The sequence below is a fragment of the Citrobacter farmeri genome (genome assembly GCF_019048065.1).
GTDB classification, from domain to species: domain Bacteria; phylum Pseudomonadota; class Gammaproteobacteria; order Enterobacterales; family Enterobacteriaceae; genus Citrobacter_A; species Citrobacter_A farmeri.
Genome location: NZ_CP077291.1, coordinates 4794553 through 4810920, shown reverse-complemented (window position 1 = coordinate 4810920; position 16368 = coordinate 4794553). Strand labels below are relative to the sequence as shown.

17 protein-coding genes are annotated in these 16368 nt (G+C 54.1%); 9 read left to right on the top strand and 8 right to left on the bottom strand.

Features of this window, described 5'->3' with window-relative positions; all coding sequences use genetic code 11:
• Positions 1-28 precede the first annotated feature (28 nt).
• The 8 genes from tnaC to I6L53_RS23860 form a co-directional block, all read right to left on the bottom strand.
• Positions 29-103 carry a tryptophanase leader peptide gene (gene tnaC, locus I6L53_RS23865; protein ID WP_102603860.1) on the bottom strand — a complete coding sequence of 25 codons (75 nt, stop codon included), beginning with the start codon at positions 101-103 and terminating at the stop codon, positions 29-31.
• 144 nt (positions 104-247) lie between these two features.
• On the bottom strand, positions 248-1177 hold the full coding sequence (locus I6L53_RS22725) for a DUF7916 family protein (protein WP_042323531.1): 930 nt from the start codon (positions 1175-1177) through the stop codon (positions 248-250).
• A 67-nt stretch (positions 1178-1244) separates the two neighbouring features.
• Positions 1245-2609, bottom strand: a complete 1365-nt coding sequence (gene mnmE / locus I6L53_RS22720; protein WP_042323528.1) for a tRNA uridine-5-carboxymethylaminomethyl(34) synthesis GTPase MnmE — start codon at positions 2607-2609, stop codon at positions 1245-1247.
• A 102-nt stretch (positions 2610-2711) separates the two neighbouring features.
• On the bottom strand, positions 2712-4358 hold the full coding sequence (gene yidC, locus I6L53_RS22715) for a membrane protein insertase YidC (RefSeq protein WP_042323526.1): 1647 nt from the start codon (positions 4356-4358) through the stop codon (positions 2712-2714).
• A gap of 2 nt (positions 4359-4360) precedes the next feature.
• Positions 4361-4618 (bottom strand): membrane protein insertion efficiency factor YidD, encoded by a 258-nt coding sequence (yidD, locus tag I6L53_RS22710; protein ID WP_001307474.1) that lies wholly within the window; start codon positions 4616-4618, stop codon positions 4361-4363.
• Positions 4582-4941 carry a ribonuclease P protein component gene (gene rnpA, locus I6L53_RS22705; protein WP_042323525.1) on the bottom strand — a complete coding sequence of 120 codons (360 nt, stop codon included), beginning with the start codon at positions 4939-4941 and terminating at the stop codon, positions 4582-4584. Before rnpA ends, yidD begins: the two co-directional genes overlap by 37 nt.
• 16 nt (positions 4942-4957) lie before the next feature.
• Positions 4958-5098, bottom strand: coding sequence for a 50S ribosomal protein L34 (rpmH, locus tag I6L53_RS22700; RefSeq protein WP_000831330.1), 141 nt, complete (start codon positions 5096-5098; stop codon positions 4958-4960).
• Between the two features lie 228 nt (positions 5099-5326).
• Complete coding sequence (locus tag I6L53_RS23860; protein ID WP_419762346.1) at positions 5327-5407, bottom strand: hypothetical protein; 81 nt, start codon at positions 5405-5407, stop codon at positions 5327-5329.
• A 297-nt stretch (positions 5408-5704) separates the two neighbouring features.
• Here I6L53_RS23860 and dnaA point away from each other — a divergent pair, with 297 nt between their 5' ends.
• From dnaA to dgoD, 9 genes are all read left to right on the top strand, one after another.
• Complete coding sequence (dnaA, locus tag I6L53_RS22695) at positions 5705-7114, top strand: chromosomal replication initiator protein DnaA (protein WP_042323523.1); 1410 nt, start codon at positions 5705-5707, stop codon at positions 7112-7114.
• A 4-nt stretch (positions 7115-7118) separates the two neighbouring features.
• Positions 7119-8219, top strand: a complete 1101-nt coding sequence (gene dnaN / locus I6L53_RS22690; RefSeq protein ID WP_042323521.1) for a DNA polymerase III subunit beta — start codon at positions 7119-7121, stop codon at positions 8217-8219.
• Complete coding sequence (gene recF, locus I6L53_RS22685) at positions 8219-9292, top strand: DNA replication/repair protein RecF (protein ID WP_042323519.1); 1074 nt, start codon at positions 8219-8221, stop codon at positions 9290-9292. The genes dnaN and recF overlap by 1 nt, the downstream gene beginning before the upstream one ends.
• Positions 9293-9320: 28 nt before the next feature.
• Complete coding sequence (gene gyrB / locus I6L53_RS22680; protein ID WP_042323518.1) at positions 9321-11735, top strand: DNA topoisomerase (ATP-hydrolyzing) subunit B; 2415 nt, start codon at positions 9321-9323, stop codon at positions 11733-11735.
• A 214-nt stretch (positions 11736-11949) separates the two neighbouring features.
• A complete protein-coding gene (gene yidA / locus I6L53_RS22675; protein ID WP_042323517.1) occupies positions 11950-12762 on the top strand; it encodes a sugar-phosphatase in 813 nt (270 codons plus the stop codon).
• Positions 12763-13010: 248 nt separating this feature from the next.
• Positions 13011-13700 carry a D-galactonate utilization transcriptional regulator DgoR gene (gene dgoR / locus I6L53_RS22670; protein ID WP_042323516.1) on the top strand — a complete coding sequence of 230 codons (690 nt, stop codon included), beginning with the start codon at positions 13011-13013 and terminating at the stop codon, positions 13698-13700.
• Positions 13697-14575: a 2-dehydro-3-deoxygalactonokinase gene (locus I6L53_RS22665; RefSeq protein WP_042323514.1), complete on the top strand. Its 879-nt coding sequence runs from the start codon at positions 13697-13699 to the stop codon at positions 14573-14575. Before dgoR ends, I6L53_RS22665 begins: the two co-directional genes overlap by 4 nt.
• Complete coding sequence (locus I6L53_RS22660; RefSeq protein WP_042323513.1) at positions 14559-15176, top strand: 2-dehydro-3-deoxy-6-phosphogalactonate aldolase; 618 nt, start codon at positions 14559-14561, stop codon at positions 15174-15176. Before I6L53_RS22665 ends, I6L53_RS22660 begins: the two co-directional genes overlap by 17 nt.
• Positions 15173-16321, top strand: a complete 1149-nt coding sequence (dgoD, locus tag I6L53_RS22655; RefSeq protein ID WP_042323511.1) for a galactonate dehydratase — start codon at positions 15173-15175, stop codon at positions 16319-16321. Before I6L53_RS22660 ends, dgoD begins: the two co-directional genes overlap by 4 nt.
• The last annotated feature ends 47 nt before the right edge of the window (positions 16322-16368 follow it).

Genomic DNA, 16368 nt, shown 5'->3' with positions numbered 1-16368 from the left:
TGCTCTGGCAAAATAAAGGCAGGGAAACTTAAGGGTGATGATTGACAATTTTGTTGTCAACATTAAACCATTTTGAAATGATGTATGTATTTAAGATAATCATGATTGAGTTATCCTCTTTAGACACAATGCTACATTATGGCAATGAAAATATTTGTCTATGAGAGAATAATTTAACTGTGATTATTATCACAGTTAAATTATCGTTTAATTAATTAAGGATCGTTCAATAAAATACAATATTACGCTAGCGATTCACCGAACGCGCGATACGCGTATAGGTATGTCTGACGCCGCGAATCGCCACGCTATAGGCCAGGATATTTTCTGGCAATGCCATCCCCATATAGCCGGTATCGCCAATATGATGGAGGTCTGCCCCTGCCATTTTACTCATCAGGGCTATCTGGCGAATCGTACTGACGTCTGCACCCTCCTGAGAGGTGCCAATTGCCGTCATTGCCAGCGCGCCGTGCGCGTGTGCACACGCGATCAGCGACTCTACCTTTTGCTGGCTCATACCCGGCACAGTCCCCGGCGCTGGAATGAGCACGATATCTGCGCCCTGATCGGCAAATGCGGCAACGTCACTTTCACTAATAATCGCGCTACCGCTCTCCCGCACGATGCCTGCGCCGTGCATTTTGCCGGTGATAATAATGGCACTGTCACCGACGGCGGCGTGGATCGCTTTCACGGCTTTCCCCAGTGACTGATTGCTGACGCCGTTGTTAGGGTTTCCCGTCAGCACCAGGATCTTCGCCCCCATCGCCACCAGTTTGCGGGCATTCTCTGCGGTTGCAGCACGGCCTGGCTTCATCTTCCAGATGTCATCATGCGCAATGGCAAATTCAGGATCAACGGCCTCAAGGTTGACGCCGATGATGCGTCCGGTCAGGCGCTGTAGTTCATGTAACGTCTGCTCCGGTTTTGTACTGGCAGGCATTCCCTGGATCAGCGGCGCTTCGCTATCGAACATGTTAATCAGCAGAATGTCCGCTCCTTGCGATGCGGCAAGTTCGGCATTAGTGACGTTGTTAAGCAACGGCTGGGTAATGGCGATGGTTTCACTGACGAGTACGCGGCCTTCACTGGCCCGGATGGCATACAGCAGCGCGGCTTTGTCCATGCACGCGAAATCGGAAGCACTGCAGTCAAGTAAACGTTTATGTTCCATAAAAAGAGATCCTCTTATAAAACGATAACGCCCCGAATTAATCGTCGATGAATTCGGGGCTACGGGATTACTTACCGATACAGAAACTGGAGAAAATCCGTCCCAGCAGATCGTCGGAGGTGAACTCACCGGTGATCTCGCTTAAGCTTTGCTGCGCCAGACGGAGCTCTTCGGCCAGTAGTTCACCCGCCCATGCCCCGAGCAGTTGAGCCTTGCCCTGCTGAAGATGCTCAGCGGCGTCGGCCAGCGCCTGTAGGTGACGACGACGGGCCAGGAAGCCGCCTTCCATGTTGGTATCAAAACCCATGCTCTGTTTGAGATGATTGCGCAATACGTCCACGCCTTCACCTGTGCGCGCCGAAAGACGAACCAGTGAGTGACCATTCACCTCGCTGATGCCCAGCGGTTCGCCGGTGATATCCGCTTTGTTACGCACCACGGTAATCGGCAATTTTGACGGTAAACGGGCGATAAAATCCGGCCAGATATCAGCCGGGTCAACGGCATCTGTGGTGGTACCATCCACCATAAACAGCACGCGATCCGCCTGCTCAATTTCCTGCCATGCACGCTCGATACCGATACGTTCCACTTCGTCGCTGGCCTCGCGCAGACCGGCGGTGTCGATAATATGCAGCGGCATGCCGTCGATATGAATGTGTTCACGCAGCACGTCGCGCGTGGTACCGGCGATGTCGGTGACAATGGCCGCTTCACGGCCCGCCAGCGCGTTCAGGAGGCTTGATTTACCGGCGTTAGGGCGTCCGGCAATGACCACCTTCATCCCTTCACGCAGCAGGCTTCCCTGACGCGCTTCAGCGCGAACGGCATCGAGGTCGGCAATCACGTTATTCAACTGCGCTTCGATTTTGCCATCGGACAGGAAGTCGATCTCTTCATCCGGAAAGTCGATGGCCGCTTCTACGTAGATGCGCAGGTGAGTGAGTGCTTCCACCAGATGGTTAACGCGGGTAGAAAACGCCCCCTGTAACGAGTTCAACGCCGAACGTGCCGCCTGTTCAGAGCTGGCGTCAATCAGGTCGGCAATCGCCTCTGCCTGGGCTAAGTCGAGCTTATCGTTGAGAAACGCGCGCTCAGAGAACTCGCCAGGGCGGGCAATACGCAAGCCAGGCAGCGTCAGAATACGTTTTAACAGCAAGTCGAGAATGACCGGGCCGCCGTGTCCCTGCAACTCCAGTACGTCCTCGCCAGTAAACGAGTTAGGGCCGGGAAACCATAAGGCGATCCCCTGATCCAGCGCGGTACCGTCGGCATCTTTGAACGGTAGGTAGTCGGCGTAACGCGGTTTGGGCAGTTTGCCCAGAACGGCTTCTGCCACCTCACGCGCCTTCAGGCCGGAGATGCGCAGAATGCCCACACCACCGCGTCCCGGTGGGGTTGCCTGGGCGACGATAGTGTCGTTATGGCTCATGATAGTTCTCTTCGTAAATGTAAAAAAGGCGGTCAGATGACCGCCCTTTTTTTACTGTTCCTTCCGCCGGGTGGCGCTTCGCTTACCCGGCCTACAACCGAATCAGGATTTTTTCTTCTCGCGGCTATGCAAACCACGCTTCTCCAGACCACGGTAAATCAGCTGCTGCTGAATAATGGTGACCAGGTTGCTGACGATATAGTACAGCACCAGACCTGACGGGAACCACAGGAAGAACACCGTGAAGATGACTGGCATAAAGGTCATGATCTTCTGCTGCATCGGGTCGGTCACAGTGGTCGGCGACATCTTCTGGATGAAGAACATCGTTACGCCCATCAGGATCGGCAGGATGTAGTACGGGTCCTGTGCAGATAAGTCATGGATCCACAAGGCAAACGGCGCATGACGCAGTTCCACGGAGCCCATCAGCATGTAGTACAACGCCAGGAAGATAGGCATCTGGATGATCAGCGGGAAACAACCACCCAGTGGGTTAACCTTCTCAGCCTTGTACAGGGCCATCATTTCCTGGCTCTGACGCTGTTTGTCATCGCCCAGACGCTCGCGCATTGCCTGAATCTTCGGCTGCAGCATACGCATCTTCGCCATGGAGGTGTACTGCGCTTTGGTCAGCGGGTACATGATGCCACGAACGATAAAGGTGATGATGATAATGGAGAAGCCCCAGTTACCGACGAAGCTATGGATCCATTTCAGCAGTTTGAACAGCGGCTGAGAGATGAACCATAACCAACCGTAATCCACGGTCAGATCCAGGTGCGGTGCAACAGCCGCCATTTTGTCCTGAATTTCCGGGCCAACCCACAGGGTGCTGGTCATCGCACCAGACTGGCCAGGCTGAACCAGTACCGGCTGAGATTTATAACCGATAGCGGCAATGCCGTTACCCAGGTTTGCGGTGTAGAAGTTGTTGGTACCGTCGTTACGTGGCACCCATGCTGTTGCAAAATACTGTTGCAGCATCGCGACCCAACCGTCTTTCGCATTGACGTTCAGGTTTTCGTTATCCGCGATGGTGTCGAACTTGTATTTCTCATACTTCTCATCTGGCGTGGAGTACGCTGCGCCACGGAAAGTATGCAGTGCGAAGTTGCTGCTTCCGGTGTCACGATGAGACGGCAGATTGATGGATTGCTTCAGCTGACCAAAGGTGGAGATCTCCAGCGGTTTCTCGCTGGCGTTCTGCACGCTGTAGTTCACGTTAACCGCATAGTCACCACGTTTGAGAACGAACGTTTTGGTAAAGGTATTACCCGCGGCATCCGTATAGGTCATCGGGATCTGCAGCTCGTTCTGACCATCAGCCAGTACAAAGGCGTCTTTTTCGACGTTGTACAGCGGACGCGGGCCGTTAGCCGGATTATCCGGGCCGTCACGACCTGTCAGACCGCTCTGAGCCTGATAGATAAACTGCGGCGTAGTTTCCAGCAGTTGGAACGGTTCGCTGGAACCGAGTTCTTTCGGGTAAGCTGGCAGCAGGGCCTGTTCCACATCACCACCACGGGTGTTGATGGTCAGATCAAGCACATCAGTCTTAACCGTAATCAGTTTTCCCTGGCCACTGGCCGGTACGCCCTGGTCGGCGGCGCTACCCGCTGCGGTGGTCGTTGTCTGCGTGGTCTGTTGGGTCTGAGGTTGAGGATTTTTATCCTGCTCCCAGGCTTGCCAGATCATGAAAGACACGAACAGCAAAGCGATGACTAAAAGATTGCGTTGCGAATCCATCGTTAGTGTTCTCTGGTATCAAATGGTCCGGGCGGGACGGGATCGTCACCACCAGGGTGTAAAGGGTGGCATTTTAATACGCGTTTCACCGTCAACCAACTGCCTTTTATCACTCCAAACCTGCGCAATGCCTCAATTCCGTAGCTTGAACATGTTGGAGTGAAACGGCAATGCGGCCCAAGCAGCGGACTGATCAGGCGTTGATAGACCCGAATTAGGGCTATCAGGACCCGCGAGCCAGGCGACAGTGGCGGCGCCATAATTTTTCCAACGCTTCCGAGAGAGCACGGTTATCGAGGTCGGCAATCCCTTTTTTCGCCACCACCACGAAGTCCATTGCTGGCAACTCGTGTTGACGCAGACGAAAGCTTTCACGCGTCAGACGTTTAATCCGATTGCGTTCATGAGCGCGTCGAACGTTTTTCTTGGCGACGGTAAGACCGATACGGGGATGCCCCAGCGAATTCAGGCGGCCGAGGATGGTGATTTGCGGCGTGCCAGCCCGTTGTGGCTGCTGGAAGACGAATGTGAAATGACTGGGAGTTAACAAACGTAACTCCCTGGGAAATGCGAGCTTAACCACTCAGGGGTTAGCTTTATTACTTGGAAACGGTCAGACGAGCGCGGCCTTTAGCACGACGACGTGCCAGAACCTGACGACCATTTTTAGTAGCCATACGAGCACGGAAGCCGTGAGAACGGTTGCGCTTCAGTACAGACGGTTGAAAAGTGCGTTTCATGGCGATTTCTACCTAAACTTGAAAAAATTCATGACTTTTACGGATGCCCGAATGCGTTTCGAATGACGGACGCCGAAGTCGTGGGTGATTAAAGAGGCCGGATTGTAATAATTGTACACTCCGGAGTCAATTCTCTTTCCTTAAATCCCTGCCTTTTTCCGCACCTTTTCGCGTGAAAAACAGGCAGCGTAGACACCGTGTTACGGGCATCTCGCGACGGGGGAAAGATTATACGGCCTGGTGTACAAAGCGCAAGGATCGCTCGGGATCTTTATGAGATCGTTTTAGCAGTATAGCGTCTTTACTCATTAATTTTTCCAATATGCGGGCGAAATCGTGCAGCACTTCTCCAGGATCGTTTACACTTATCCGGTCCTGTGAAGACCTGTGGATAAATCGGGAAGAATCTGTGAGAAACAGAAGATCTCTTGCTCAGTTTACGCTATGATCCGCGGTCCCGATCGTTTCAAAGGATCCTGATCGGGTTAAAATTGCAGATAGCAATTCGCACGTCACCCTTTGCATAGGGTCTAGTCGACGTGCGTCAACAATCATGAATGTTTCAGCCTTTGTCATTTATCGACTTTTGTTCGAGTGGAGTCCGCCGTGTCACTTTCGCTTTGGCAGCAGTGTCTTGCCCGATTGCAGGATGAGTTACCAGCCACAGAATTCAGTATGTGGATACGCCCTTTGCAGGCGGAACTGAGCGATAACACGCTGGCTTTGTATGCGCCAAACCGTTTTGTGCTCGATTGGGTAAGAGACAAGTACCTTAACAATATCAATGGGCTGCTGAATAACTTCTGTGGTGCAGATGCGCCGCAGCTGCGTTTTGAGGTCGGGACGAAACCCGTCAGTCAGACGCTGAAGACGCCTGTGAACAGCAACGTCGCCGCTCCGGCTCAGGTGGCGCACCAGGTGCAGCCACAGCGTGCGGCGCCTGTCGCGACGCGTCCTGGCTGGGATAATGTGCCCGCGCCGGCAGAACCGACCTATCGCTCTAACGTTAACGTTAAACACACGTTTGATAACTTCGTTGAAGGTAAATCTAACCAGTTAGCACGCGCGGCGGCGCGACAGGTGGCGGACAACCCAGGCGGCGCCTATAACCCGCTGTTCCTTTATGGTGGCACCGGTCTGGGTAAAACCCACCTGTTGCACGCGGTGGGGAACGGCATTATGGCGCGCAAACCCAATGCCAAAGTGGTGTATATGCACTCCGAGCGCTTTGTACAGGACATGGTAAAAGCCCTGCAAAACAACGCGATCGAAGAGTTTAAACGCTACTACCGTTCCGTCGACGCCCTGCTCATCGATGACATCCAGTTCTTTGCCAATAAAGAACGATCCCAGGAAGAGTTTTTCCACACTTTTAACGCCCTTCTCGAAGGCAATCAGCAGATCATTTTGACCTCAGATCGCTATCCAAAAGAGATCAACGGTGTTGAGGATCGTCTGAAATCCCGCTTCGGCTGGGGGTTGACGGTGGCGATCGAACCGCCGGAACTGGAAACCCGCGTGGCGATCCTGATGAAAAAAGCCGACGAGAACGACATTCGTCTGCCGGGTGAAGTGGCCTTCTTTATTGCTAAGCGACTACGCTCTAACGTGCGTGAGCTGGAAGGGGCATTGAACCGTGTGATTGCCAACGCCAACTTTACGGGTCGGGCGATTACCATTGACTTCGTTCGCGAAGCGCTGCGCGATCTGCTGGCGTTGCAGGAAAAACTGGTCACCATCGACAATATTCAGAAGACGGTGGCAGAGTATTACAAAATCAAAATTGCGGATTTGCTGTCCAAGCGTCGTTCTCGCTCGGTAGCACGTCCGCGTCAGATGGCCATGGCGCTGGCGAAAGAACTCACTAACCACAGTTTGCCGGAAATTGGCGACGCGTTTGGTGGGCGAGACCACACTACGGTGCTTCATGCCTGCCGCAAGATTGAGCAGTTGCGTGAAGAAAGCCATGATATTAAAGAAGATTTCTCAAACTTAATCAGAACATTATCTTCGTGACGCTATGAAATTTACCGTTGAACGTGAACATTTATTAAAGCCGCTTCAGCAGGTCAGCGGCCCACTGGGTGGTCGTCCTACACTGCCTATTCTTGGCAACCTGTTGCTGCAGGTGGCTGACGGTGCGCTTTCGCTGACGGGTACCGATCTTGAAATGGAAATGGTGGCCCGCGTTGCGTTGATTCAGCCGCATGAGCCAGGTGCGACCACCGTCCCGGCGCGGAAGTTCTTTGATATCTGCCGTGGCTTACCGGAAGGGGCGGAAATCGCCGTTCAGTTGGAAGGCGAACGCATGCTGGTGCGTTCAGGTCGCAGCCGTTTTTCGCTTTCCACGCTGCCTGCCGCCGACTTCCCGAATCTGGATGACTGGCAGAGCGAGGTAGAATTCACCCTGCCGCAGGCGACGATGAAGCGTCTGATTGAAGCCACTCAATTCTCTATGGCGCATCAGGACGTGCGTTACTACTTAAACGGCATGCTGTTTGAGACTGAAGGCGAAGAATTGCGTACTGTGGCGACCGATGGTCACCGTCTGGCGGTCTGCTCTATGCCTATTGGCCAGTCGCTGCCCAGCCATTCTGTGATCGTGCCGCGTAAAGGCGTTATTGAACTGATGCGTATGCTTGATGGCGGCGATAATCCGCTGCGCGTGCAGATTGGCAGCAACAATATCCGCGCGCACGTCGGCGACTTTATCTTTACGTCTAAGCTGGTGGACGGTCGCTTCCCGGATTACCGTCGCGTATTGCCGAAGAATCCGGATAAACATCTGGAAGCCGGCTGCGATATCCTCAAGCAGGCTTTTGCTCGCGCGGCGATCCTCTCTAACGAGAAATTCCGCGGCGTGCGTCTGTATGTGAGTGAAAATCAGCTCAAAATCACCGCTAACAACCCGGAGCAGGAAGAAGCTGAAGAGATTCTGGACGTCACCTATCCGGGGACCGAAATGGAGATCGGCTTTAACGTTAGCTATGTGCTGGATGTCCTGAATGCATTGAAGTGCGAAAACGTGCGCATCATGCTGACCGACTCCGTGTCGAGCGTACAAATCGAAGATGCGGCGTCGCAGTCGGCTGCCTATGTTGTCATGCCAATGAGACTGTAATGTCGCTGACCCGCCTGTTGATCCGCGATTTCCGCAATATCGAAAACGCGGATCTCGCTTTATCCCCCGGCTTTAACTTTCTGGTTGGCGCTAACGGCAGCGGTAAAACCAGCGTTCTGGAAGCTATCTATACGCTCGGCCACGGCCGGGCGTTTCGCAGTTTGCAGATTGGTCGCGTTATTCGCCACGAACAGGAGTCGTTCGTGCTTCACGGGCGGCTGCAGGGCGAAGAGCGTGAGACGTCGATTGGGTTGACCAAAGATAAGCTGGGCGACAGCAAAGTACGTATTGACGGTACCGACGGCCACAAGGTGGCAGAACTGGCGCTGTTGATGCCGATGCAACTGATTACCCCCGAGGGGTTTACTTTACTCAACGGTGGCCCCAAATACAGAAGAGCGTTCCTCGATTGGGGATGCTTTCACAATGAAGCCGGATTTTTCACCGCCTGGAGCAACCTCAAGCGCCTGCTCAAGCAGCGCAATGCGGCGCTGCGCCAGGTGAGTCGTTACGAGCAATTGCGTCCGTGGGATAAAGAATTGATCCCGCTGGCGGAACAAATCAGCACCTGGCGCGCGGAGTACAGCGCCGGTATCGCACAGGATATGGCGGATACCTGCCAGCAGTTTCTTCCTGAATTTTCTCTCTCTTTCTCTTTTCAGCGCGGCTGGGAGAAAGAGACGGATTATGCTGAGGTGCTGGAGCGCGGTTTTGAACGCGACCGCATGTTGACCTACACCGCGCATGGCCCGCATAAAGCGGATTTCCGCATACGCGCCGACGGCGCGCCAGTGGAAGATACCTTGTCGCGTGGGCAGTTAAAACTGCTAATGTGCGCCTTACGTCTGGCGCAAGGAGAGTTCCTCACCCGTGAGAGCGGACGACGGTGTCTCTACCTGATAGATGATTTTGCCTCTGAACTTGATGATGAGCGTCGCGGACTGCTGGCCAGTCGATTAAAAGCGACACAATCTCAAGTCTTTGTCAGCGCAATCAGCGCTGAACACGTTCTGGACATGTCGGACAAAAATTCGAAGATGTTCACCGTGGAAAAGGGTAAAATAACGGATTAACCCAAGTTTAAATGAGCGAGAAACGTTGATGTCGAATTCTTATGACTCCTCCAGTATCAAAGTCCTGAAAGGACTGGATGCGGTGCGTAAGCGCCCGGGTATGTATATCGGCGATACGGATGACGGCACCGGTCTGCACCACATGGTATTCGAGGTGGTAGATAACGCTATCGACGAAGCGCTCGCGGGTCACTGTAAAGACATTATTGTCACGATCCATGCTGACAACTCTGTCTCCGTACAGGATGATGGACGCGGTATCCCGACCGGTATTCACCCGGAAGAGGGGGTATCGGCGGCGGAAGTCATCATGACCGTTCTGCACGCAGGCGGTAAATTCGACGATAACTCCTATAAAGTGTCCGGTGGTTTGCATGGCGTGGGTGTCTCCGTAGTAAACGCCCTGTCGCAGAAACTGGAACTGGTTATCCAGCGCGATAACAAAGTCCACCGTCAGATCTACGAGCACGGCGTCCCGCAGGCACCGCTGGCGGTAACCGGCGATACCGATAAAACCGGTACGATGGTGCGTTTCTGGCCGAGCCATGAAACCTTTACTAACGTCACTGAGTTCGAATACGAGATTCTGGCGAAGCGTCTGCGCGAGCTGTCGTTCCTGAACTCTGGCGTTTCCATTCGCCTGAAAGACAAGCGCGATGGTAAAGAAGATCATTTCCACTATGAAGGCGGTATCAGGGCGTTCGTAGAGTATCTGAATAAGAACAAAACGCCGATCCACCCGAATATCTTCTATTTCTCGACCGAAAAAGACGGTATCGGCGTGGAAGTGGCACTGCAGTGGAACGACGGTTTCCAGGAAAACATCTACTGCTTTACCAACAACATTCCTCAGCGTGATGGCGGTACGCACCTTGCCGGCTTCCGTGCGGCGATGACCCGTACCCTGAACGCCTACATGGACAAAGAAGGCTACAGCAAAAAGGCGAAAGTCAGCGCCACCGGTGATGACGCCCGTGAAGGCCTGATTGCCGTGGTATCTGTGAAGGTGCCGGATCCGAAATTCTCCTCCCAGACCAAAGATAAGCTGGTCTCCTCTGAGGTGAAATCAGCGGTAGAACAGCAGATGAACGAACTGCTGAGCGAATATCTGCTGGAAAACCCATCCGACGCCAAAATCGTGGTCGGCAAAATCATTGATGCGGCTCGTGCCCGTGAAGCGGCGCGTCGCGCGCGTGAAATGACTCGTCGTAAAGGGGCGCTGGATCTGGCGGGTCTGCCGGGCAAGCTGGCGGACTGCCAGGAACGCGACCCGGCGCTGTCTGAACTGTACCTTGTGGAAGGGGACTCCGCGGGCGGCTCTGCAAAACAGGGGCGTAACCGTAAGAACCAGGCGATTCTACCGCTGAAGGGTAAAATCCTTAACGTAGAGAAAGCGCGCTTCGACAAGATGCTCTCTTCCCAGGAAGTGGCGACGCTTATCACCGCGCTCGGCTGCGGTATCGGTCGCGACGAGTACAACCCGGACAAACTGCGCTATCACAGCATCATCATCATGACCGATGCGGACGTCGATGGCTCGCACATTCGTACGCTGCTGTTGACCTTCTTCTATCGTCAGATGCCGGAAATCGTTGAACGCGGCCACGTGTACATTGCCCAGCCACCGTTGTACAAGGTGAAAAAAGGCAAGCAGGAACAGTACATTAAAGACGATGAAGCGATGGACCAGTACCAGATCTCCATCGCGCTGGATGGCGCAACGTTACACACCAACGCCAGTGCGCCGGCGCTGTCGGGTGAAGCGTTAGAAAAACTGGTTTCTGAGTACAACGCAACGCAGAAAATGATTGGTCGTATGGAGCGTCGTTTCCCGAAAGCGCTGTTGAAAGAGCTGGTTTATCAGCCAACGCTGACTGAAGCCAATCTGTCTGACGAGCAGACCGTGACCCGTTGGGTGAATGCGCTGATTACCGAGCTGAACGAGAAAGAACAGCACGGCAGCCTGTGGAAGTTCGATATTCAGCACAATACGGAACAGAATCTGTTTGAGCCGATCGTTCGTGTGCGTACCCATGGCGTGGACACCGACTACGCATTGGATCACGAGTTTGTGACCGGTGCGGAATACCGTCGTATTTGCACATTGGGCGAGAAACTGCGTGGCCTGATCGAAGACGATGCGTTTATTGAACGTGGCGAACGTCGTCAACCGGTTGCCAGCTTTGAGCAGGCGCTGGACTGGCTGGTGAAAGAGTCTCGTCGCGGCCTTGCGATCCAGCGTTATAAAGGTCTGGGCGAGATGAACCCGGATCAGCTGTGGGAAACTACCATGGATCCGGAAAGCCGTCGTATGCTGCGCGTTACCGTGAAGGATGCGATTGCTGCCGACCAGCTGTTCACCACGCTGATGGGCGACGCCGTTGAACCGCGTCGTGCCTTCATCGAAGAGAACGCCCTGAAAGCGGCAAATATCGATATTTAATCCACGCCCGTAGGCCGGATAAGGCGGTTTTACGCCGCCATCCGGCAAGATTCTGCGTTACGCCTGATGGCGCGTTGCTTATCAGGCCTACAATCGATCGTCAAAAGGGGAATCTTGATTCCCCTTCCTATCCCCCTTTATCCCCGACTCTTTTACTGTTTTTTGAGCGGAATCGCGTTAGCATGAGTCAGGACTCATTTCATGCGGGGAATTCATGGCTATCAAACTCATTGCTATCGATATGGATGGCACTCTTCTGCTGCCCGATCACACCATTTCACCGGCGGTTAAACGTGCGATTGCCGCAGCCCGTGAAAAAGGGGTTAATGTGGTGCTGACCACTGGGCGCCCGTATGCTGGCGTGCACAGCTATCTGAAAGAACTGCATATGGAACAGCCCGGCGATTACTGCATTACCTACAACGGTGCGCTGGTGCAGAAAGCGGGCGATGGCAGTACCGTCGCGCAAACCGCGCTGAGCTACGATGACTATCTGTTCCTGGAAAAACTGTCCCGTGAAGTGGGCTCGCACTTCCACGCGCTGGATCGTACCACGCTCTATACTGCGAACCGTGATATCAGCTACTACACCGTGCATGAATCCTATGTCGCGACCATTCCTCTGGTGTTCTGTGAAGCTGAGAAGATGGATCCAGAAACTCAGTTCCTGAAAGTGATGATGATTGATGAGCCTGCGATCCTCGATCGGGCCATCGCCCGTATTCCGGCGGAAGTGAAAGAAAAGTATACCGTGCTGAAAAGTGCGCCGTACTTCCTCGAAATCCTCGACAAACGCGTCAATAAAGGTACCGGCGTGAAATCGCTGGCTGATGCGCTGGGTATCAAACCGGAAGAGATTATGGCGATTGGCGATCAGGAGAACGATATCGCGATGATTGAGTATGCCGGTCTTGGTGTGGCTATGGATAACGCCATCCCCTCGGTAAAAGAGATCGCTAACTTTGTCACTAAATCAAATCTGGAAGATGGTGTTGCGTATGCCATTGAGCAGCACGTCCTGAAATAATTTCTCCCGGTCGGTTTGCCATAACCCGCGTTGATCGCGGGTTTTTTTATCCCCGCGGTTTACGCCTCATAACATTTTTATTACCGATTGTCGTTTTTGTGATCTAAATTGTAGTACAACATGTTTATGTTGTACTACATTGTGCGCATGGCAACGATGAATGGCGTCACGTTAGTACTACAAAAGTGAGGCGGTTTTCAGCAATAACGATAAAGTAGAGAGGACCTTCCAGAGCAAAAGGACTCTCCATGACTCTCAATAAAACCGATCGCATCGTGATCACGCTGGGTAAACAGATTGTCAGCGGTAAATACGTACCCGGGGCGGCGCTCCCCGCGGAAGCGGAGCTGTGTGAGGAGTTTGAAACCTCACGCAACATCATTCGCGAAGTGTTTCGCTCGTTAATGGCGAAGCGGCTGATAGAGATGAAACGTTATCGCGGTGCTTTTGTAACACCGCGGAATCAGTGGAATTACCTCGATACCGACGTGCTGCAATGGGTACTGGAAAACGACTACGACCCGCGGCTTATCAGCGCGATGAGTGAAGTACGAAACCTGGTGGAGCCCGCCATTGCTCGCTGGGCAGCGGAACGCGCAACCTCGAGTGATTTGGCTGAAATTGAATCGGCGCTCAATGACATGATCGCCAACAACCAGGACCGGGAAGCTTTTAATGAAGCGGATATCCGTTATCACGAGGCGGTATTGCAGTCGGTGCATAACCCGGTTTTACAGCAGTTGAGCGTGGCGATCACCTCGCTTCAGCGGGCGGTATTTGAACGGACCTGGATGGGCGATGAAGCCAACATGCCAAAAACGCTCCAGGAACATAAGGCGCTATTCGATGCAATACGGCATCAGGATAGCAATGCGGCAGAGCAGGCGGCCCTGACCATGATCGCCAGCTCAACACGAAGGTTGAAGGAAATCACATGACAGCTCGCTACATCGCTATTGACTGGGGATCGACCAATTTGCGCGCCTGGTTATACCAGGGCGACAAATGCCTGGAAAGCAGGTACTCAGAAGCAGGCGTTACGCGCCTGAACGGGAAATCCCCCGAAGCGGTGTTAGCAGAGGTCACACAGGACTGGCGCAACAGCGCCACACCGGTGGTAATGGCAGGGATGGTGGGTAGCAACGTCGGCTGGAAGATTGCTCCTTATCTGCCGGTTCCTGCCCATTTCTCTGCCATTGGCGAGCAGTTAACAGCCGTTGACGACAATGTCTGGATCGTTCCCGGCTTGTGCGTTTCACGCGACGACAACCACAATGTGATGCGTGGTGAAGAGACACAGCTTCTCGGCGCACGCACGCTCTCTCCTTCTCCTGTCTATGTCATGCCCGGGACGCACAGCAAATGGGTACAAACGGATGCTGAGCAAATTCACGATTTCTGCACCGCGATGACCGGCGAATTACACCATTTGCTGCTGCAACACTCGCTGGTGGGCGCTGGTTTGCCGGAGCAGCAGGCTTCTTCAGCCGCATTTACTGCTGGACTTGATCGTGGGATCCACGCCGCTGCCGTTTTGCCGCAACTTTTTGAGGTCCGCGCCTCTCACGTGCTGGGTCATCTCCCGCGCGAGCAGGTCAGCGAATTTCTCTCCGGCCTGTTGATTGGCGCAGAAGTCGCCAGCATGAGTGAACAATTCGCCGGGTCGCAGTCCATCACCCTCGTCGCTGGCGCAGCGCTGACGTCACGCTACCAGCAGGCATTCCACGCCATTGGGCGCAATGTCTCCGCAGTGTCCGGCGATACGGCATTTCAGGCAGGTATAAGGAGCATCGTCCATGCAGTGGCAAACTAATCTTCCGCTTATCGCGATTTTGCGCGGTATTACTCCCGAGGAGGCGATCGCACACGTTGGCGCTGTGATTGACGCCGGATTTGACGCGGTAGAGATCCCGCTTAACTCCCCCGAATGGGAAAAAAGTATTCCGGCCGTGGTGGATGCGTATGGCGATAAAGCGCTGATCGGCGCCGGGACGGTGCTGCAACCGGAGCAGGTGGACCGCCTGGCGAAGATGGGCTGTCGGCTCATTGTGACGCCGAATATCAATGCAGAGGTCATTCGCCGTGCGGTGGGGTACGGCATGACGGTTTGCCCCGGATGCGCCACCGCCACAGAAGCCTTTACCGCGCTGGACGCTGGCGCACAGGCGCTGAAAATTTTCCCGTCATCGGCATTTGGTCCGGACTATATCAACGCGCTGAAAGCGGTATTGCCCGCCAGCGTTCCAGTCTTCGCCGTGGGCGGCGTAACGCCAGATAATCTGGCGCAGTGGATGAACGCCGGGTGTGCAGGCGCGGGGCTGGGCAGCGATCTGTATCGCGCCGGACAGTCCGTAGCGCGTACCGCGCAGCAGGCGGCGGCATTTGTTAAGGCATATCGAGAGGCTGTGAAATGAAAATAACCAAACTCACCACGTACCGTTTACCTCCGCGTTGGATGTTCCTGAAAATTGAAACCGACGAAGGCGTCGTCGGCTGGGGCGAGCCGGTGATTGAAGGCCGTGCGCGTACCGTCGAAGCGGCGGTACATGAACTGGGTGATTACCTGATTGGTCAGGATCCGGCGCGTATTAACGATTTGTGGCAGGTGATGTACCGCGCAGGCTTCTATCGCGGTGGCCCGATTATGATGAGCGCTATCGCCGGTATCGACCAGGCGCTGTGGGACATCAAAGGTAAAGTGCTGAATGCCCCGGTCTGGCAGCTGATGGGGGGTCTGGTGCGCGACAAAATCAAAGCCTACAGCTGGGTTGGCGGCGATCGTCCTGCGGAAGTGATCGACGGCATTAAGCAACTGCGCAATATCGGCTTTGACACCTTTAAGCTCAATGGCTGCGAAGAGATGGGAGTGATTGATAACTCGCGAGCGGTCGATCGTGCAGTGAACACCGTGGCGCAGATCCGCGAAGCCTTTGGCAATGAGATTGAGTTTGGTCTGGATTTCCACGGCCGCGTTAGCGCGCCAATGGCAAAAGTGTTGATTAAAGAGCTGGAGCCTTATCGTCCGCTGTTTATTGAAGAGCCGGTGCTGGCAGAACAGGCGGAGTACTATCCGAAACTGGCGGAACAGACGCATATTCCGATCGCGGCGGGTGAACGTATGTTCTCGCGCTTTGAGTTTAAACGGGTACTGGAAGCAGGCGGACTGGCGATTTTGCAGCCGGATCTGTCACATGCGGGCGGTATCACCGAGTGCTACAAAATTGCGGCGATGGCGGAAGCCTATGATGTGGCGCTGGCTCCGCACTGTCCGCTGGGGCCGATCGCGCTGGCTGCGTGTCTGCACGTCGACTTTGTTTCGCGCAATGCGGTGTTCCAGGAACAGAGCATGGGCATTCACTATAACAAGGGCGCGGAGCTGCTCGACTTTGTGAAAAACAAAGATGATTTCAACATGGAAGGCGGGTTCTTCAAACCGTTGATGAGGCCGGGACTTGGCGTGGATATTGATGAGGCCAAAGTCATTGAGCTGAGTAAAAATGCGCCGGACTGGCGTAATCCGCTGTGGCGTCATGAAGACGGCAGTGTAGCGGAGTGGTAAATGCGCGTCATACTTCGCGCTGGTGGTGCGTTGGCTGCGTTTTCTTA

Excerpts from the sequence above, each read along its gene's own strand:
- rpmH (WP_000831330.1), bottom strand. The coding sequence starts at position 5,098 with ATGAAACGCACTTTTCAACCGTCTGTACTGAAGCGCAACCGTTCTCAC.
- I6L53_RS22665 (WP_042323514.1), top strand. The coding sequence starts at position 13,697 with ATGACAGCTCGCTACATCGCTATTGACTGGGGATCGACCAATTTGCGC.
- gyrB (WP_042323518.1), top strand. The coding sequence starts at position 9,321 with ATGTCGAATTCTTATGACTCCTCCAGTATCAAAGTCCTGAAAGGACTG.
- dgoR (WP_042323516.1), top strand. The coding sequence starts at position 13,011 with ATGACTCTCAATAAAACCGATCGCATCGTGATCACGCTGGGTAAACAG.
- recF (WP_042323519.1), top strand. The coding sequence starts at position 8,219 with ATGTCGCTGACCCGCCTGTTGATCCGCGATTTCCGCAATATCGAAAAC.
- yidD (WP_001307474.1), bottom strand. The coding sequence starts at position 4,618 with ATGGCGCCGCCACTGTCGCCTGGCTCGCGGGTCCTGATAGCCCTAATT.
- yidC (WP_042323526.1), bottom strand. The coding sequence starts at position 4,358 with ATGGATTCGCAACGCAATCTTTTAGTCATCGCTTTGCTGTTCGTGTCT.
- yidA (WP_042323517.1), top strand. The coding sequence starts at position 11,950 with ATGGCTATCAAACTCATTGCTATCGATATGGATGGCACTCTTCTGCTG.
- I6L53_RS23860 (WP_419762346.1), bottom strand. The coding sequence starts at position 5,407 with ATGAGTAAAGACGCTATACTGCTAAAACGATCTCATAAAGATCCCGAG.
- I6L53_RS22660 (WP_042323513.1), top strand. The coding sequence starts at position 14,559 with ATGCAGTGGCAAACTAATCTTCCGCTTATCGCGATTTTGCGCGGTATT.
- mnmE (WP_042323528.1), bottom strand. The coding sequence starts at position 2,609 with ATGAGCCATAACGACACTATCGTCGCCCAGGCAACCCCACCGGGACGC.
- dnaN (WP_042323521.1), top strand. The coding sequence starts at position 7,119 with ATGAAATTTACCGTTGAACGTGAACATTTATTAAAGCCGCTTCAGCAG.
- I6L53_RS22725 (WP_042323531.1), bottom strand. The coding sequence starts at position 1,177 with ATGGAACATAAACGTTTACTTGACTGCAGTGCTTCCGATTTCGCGTGC.
- dgoD (WP_042323511.1), top strand. The coding sequence starts at position 15,173 with ATGAAAATAACCAAACTCACCACGTACCGTTTACCTCCGCGTTGGATG.